3 protein-coding genes are annotated in these 4,069 nt (G+C 44.8%); all 3 read left to right on the top strand.

Annotation, left to right across the window (positions count from 1 at the left end; genetic code table 11):
- Positions 1-440 (top strand): RDD family protein (locus JWQ85_RS21725; RefSeq protein WP_299471763.1); only part of this gene is annotated, 440 nt, incomplete at its 5' end.
- A gap of 54 nt (positions 441-494) precedes the next feature.
- Positions 495-2,129 (top strand): TldD/PmbA family protein, encoded by a 1,635-nt coding sequence (locus JWQ85_RS21730; protein WP_299471764.1) that lies wholly within the window; start codon positions 495-497, stop codon positions 2,127-2,129.
- Between the two features lie 4 nt (positions 2,130-2,133).
- Complete coding sequence (locus tag JWQ85_RS21735) at positions 2,134-3,471, top strand: TldD/PmbA family protein (RefSeq protein ID WP_299471766.1); 1,338 nt, start codon at positions 2,134-2,136, stop codon at positions 3,469-3,471.
- Positions 3,472-4,069 lie beyond the last annotated feature (598 nt).

The raw sequence follows: 4,069 nt of genomic DNA on the forward strand, positions 1-4,069 counted from the left end.
CTACCGAGGATAACCTGGCCACTTTTTGGTGGCGATTGCTGGCCTATCTTATAGATTCTGTTTTAATATCCCTGCTCATTTCCATTTTTGCATCTGCTTATCTTCTGGCAACAATAGCCGCTATGGAACCCGATACAACCGAGGCTAAAATTGTCCGCTTAAAATTCAATCTTGTCATTTTTGTTATATCGGCCATATACAATTCAATATGTGAAGCTACCCCAATGCGTGGCAGTATAGGTAAAAAATTATGTAAACTGGCGGTTGTTGATGCGGATGGCCGTGGGCTAAGTTTGGGCAGGGCATTGGTAAGAAATTTCACCAAATTTTTATCAAGCATAGTACTCGGTATAGGTTATCTTAACATTTTATGGAGCGAACATCGCCAGGCCTGGCACGATCAAATAGCTAAAACCTACGTGCTTACCCGCAACCAATAATTTTTTTTAACGTGTTTCTAATATTCATTATATTAGACTAATAATAATACTGCTTTGAAAAGAAAAGACTTCCTTTACCTTACCGGCATGGGCATAAGTGCATCCATGCTTAGCAGGTTTACCGCCACCGGTTCGCCTATTGTGCCCGGCACACGCATGCGGGATGTTGATGTAGCCATTAAAAAACGCATGGCTGATGTGGCCCTTAATGCCGCACGTGCAAAAGGTGCTACTTATACCGATGTACGCCTTGGCCGTTACCTTAACGAGTTTGTGGTTACGCGTGATAAAAACATTGAAAACATTGTTGACACAGAATCGTACGGGATGGGCATACGCGTAATTGCCAACGGCTGCTGGGGCTTTGCCGCTACCGATAAGCTGGATAACGATAGCATTGCCCGCGCTGCAGAAACTGCCGTTGCCATTGCAAAAGAGAATGCCCGCATACAAACCGACCCGGTGCAGCTTGCACCGCAGAAAGGTTACGGCGAGGTAAGCTGGAAAACACCTATAGAACGTAATGCGTTTGAGGTGCCCATGAAAGAAAAGACCGATCTGTTGCTATCTGTAAATGATGCGGCTTTTAAAAATGGCGCCAACTATGTTAACTCGGTACTGTTTATGGTGAACGAGCAAAAGTATTTTGCCTCTACCGATGGTTCTTATATAGATCAGGATATCCACCGGATATGGCCTGTATTTGGGGTAACCAAGGTTGACGATAAAACCGGCAAGTTTGAAACCCGCAGTTCGTTAAGCGCACCGCGCGGAATGGGCTACGAATACATAATGCCCCGCGAAAGCGACAAAATAAAAAGTCAGACCACCCTATACCGCGACCGTTACGATATGCATGAAGATGCATCGGCGGCGGCATTGCAGGCAGCAGAAAAGCTGAAGGCAAAAACGGTAGAGCCCGGTAAGTACGACCTGGTGCTTGATCCAAGTCACCTTTGGTTAACCATACACGAATCTGTTGGGCACCCCTCAGAGCTTGACCGCGTGCTGGGTTACGAAGCCAACTTTGCCGGTACCAGTTTCCTTACTTTGGATAAATGGAAAACGGGCAAATTTAACTTTGGCAGCAAAAACGTAAATATTGTGGCCGATAAATTACAGCCGGGTTCGCTTGGTGCTGTTGGTTACGATGATGAAGGCGTGGGCACCAAACAATGGGATATAATTAAAGATGGCATATTGGTAAACTACCAGGCCATCCGCGATCAGGCGCATATCTTAGGTTTAAAAGAATCACAAGGGTGCTGCTACTCGCAAAGCTGGCAGGATGTACAATTCCAGCGTATGCCAAATATCTCCCTGCAACCAGGCAAGGAAACACTCTCTCCGGCAGATATGATCAAAAATGTAGAAAAAGGCATTTATATTATTGGCGATAGCTCTTTCTCTATAGATCAGCAGCGCTATAACTTCCAGTTTAGCGGCCAGCTTTATTACGAGATAAAGAACGGTAAAATTGTAGGCATGCTTAACGATGTGGCATACCAGGCCAATACCCAGGAATTTTGGAACTCCTGCGCGGCAGTTTGTGATAAAAATGATTACCGTTTAGGCGGTTCATTCTTTGATGGAAAAGGCCAGCCAATGCAGGCAAGCGCAGTATCTCACGGTTCATCTACAGCCCGTTTTAACGGGGTTAACGTAATTAATACAGCAAGAAAAATATAAACCTATGGCTATTTTAAGTGAAGATGAATGCCGCGCAATAATGAAAAAAGCGCTCAGCTACTCAAAAGCCGACGAGTGTGAAGTAAACCTGAATGGATCAGATTCGGCTAATATAAGGTATGCCCGTAATACGGTGTCAACAAGTGGCGCTATAAGCAGTACCACTATGGCCATATCATCGGCGTTTGGTAAAAAACTGGGGGTTATCACCCTTAACGAATATACCGATGCCGCTATTGAAAGCGCTGTGAGAAAATCAGAAGAGTTGGCCAAGCTGGCACCGGAAAACCCGGAGTACATGCCATTTTTAGGACCGCAAACTTATGCACCACCGGCAAAAACTTTTGTACCCGAAACTGCTGCTATGACACCTGCACAACGCACCACTATGGTTGCGCAAAGTTTGCAGATAGCAAAAGATAATAAGCTTACCGCGGCAGGCTTCCTGCAAAGCAGCGCAGGCTTTAGCGCCATGATGAACTCGAAAGGTTTGTTCGCCTACAATAAATCTACCGACATTAACTTTTCGGTTACCCTGCGTACGGCCGATAGCCAGGGATCGGGTTATTCAACAAAAGATTATAATGATATTGCCAAGCTGGATGCGGCTGCATTCTCTAAAATAGCGGCTCAAAAAGCTACGGGCTCATCTGCCGCCAAGGCAATTGAACCCGGTAAGTACACCGTGATATTGGAACCTGCAGCAGGCATTGTGTTGCTTGAACAATTATACGGTAGCCTTGACGCGCGCAGCGCCGACGAAGGCCGCAGCTTTTTAAGCAAACCAGGGGGCAAAACCCGCCTTGGCGAAAAAATGGTTGATGAAAGAATAAATATTTATTCTGACCCGGCAAATACAGAGCTGCCAACAAGCAGCTGGAGCGGCGACGGGCAACCTTTGCAAAAAATGAGCTGGATAGAAAAAGGTGTAGTAAAAAACTTTACCTATTCACGTTATTGGGCGCAAAAGAAAGGTGTTAAACCAATCCCATATCCAAATGGCTTTATAATGGAGGGCGGCACCCAGAGTTTAGAAGACCTGATAAAAGGCACCGAAAAAGGCATATTGGTAACTCGTTTATGGTACATACGCCCGGTAGACCCGCAAACCCTTCTATACACAGGCCTAACCCGCGATGGTACTTTTTATATTGAGAACGGCCAGATAAAATTCCCTATCAAAAACTTTAGATTTAACGAGAGCCCGGTTATTATGCTTAACAACCTGGATGCATTAGGCAAAGCAGAACGCACAGTAAGCGGTGAAAGCGGCCAAAGTGCCCTGATACCACCAATGCGTATCCGCGACTTTACTTTTAGTTCGTTGTCTGACGCGGTGTAATCAGTTTGCGGCAGGTGGTTTGCAGTTGGCAAGCCTTAAATAAAAAAAAGCGACGGATAAAATCCATCGCTTTTTTTTATTATACCTGTCATGGTGAGCTTGTCGAACCATTAGTGAACATTGTTCATCGCTCGTATGAGTCTTCGATAGGCTACGTTAGTAAATGGCGTGAGAAGTGTTCACGTTCACGGCCGTGAACACCATATAGGACGCATAAGTAACTGATAATGATCAATTTAAAAATAAGCCACTGACGAAATAACGTCACCATTAAATCCAAACTTAGCATAGGCAAACATGCACTATAATATAGTCGGTCACGCTGCACTACCCGCAAATATCTGTCATTGCACCTTCAAAGGCCTCACGGATTTTAAAGCTCATATTGACATATCTTTCCCATTGTTGGTGTCCTCACCATAAGTGTTCGGAAGATTAGCATTTGGGCTAAAGCCCATTTTCTGATTTTTCTATCCGTCCCATAAATGGGACGGCAATGAAGGAGGAGTTATCAAAAATCACTTGTATTTTTCATTGCCGTTGGCTTTAGCCAACGGATTACAAACAAAACTTATAAGGCTTTAGCCAAAATTCGGAA

The sequence above is a fragment of the Mucilaginibacter sp. genome (assembly GCF_028288105.1).
Lineage (GTDB): Bacteria > Bacteroidota > Bacteroidia > Sphingobacteriales > Sphingobacteriaceae > Mucilaginibacter.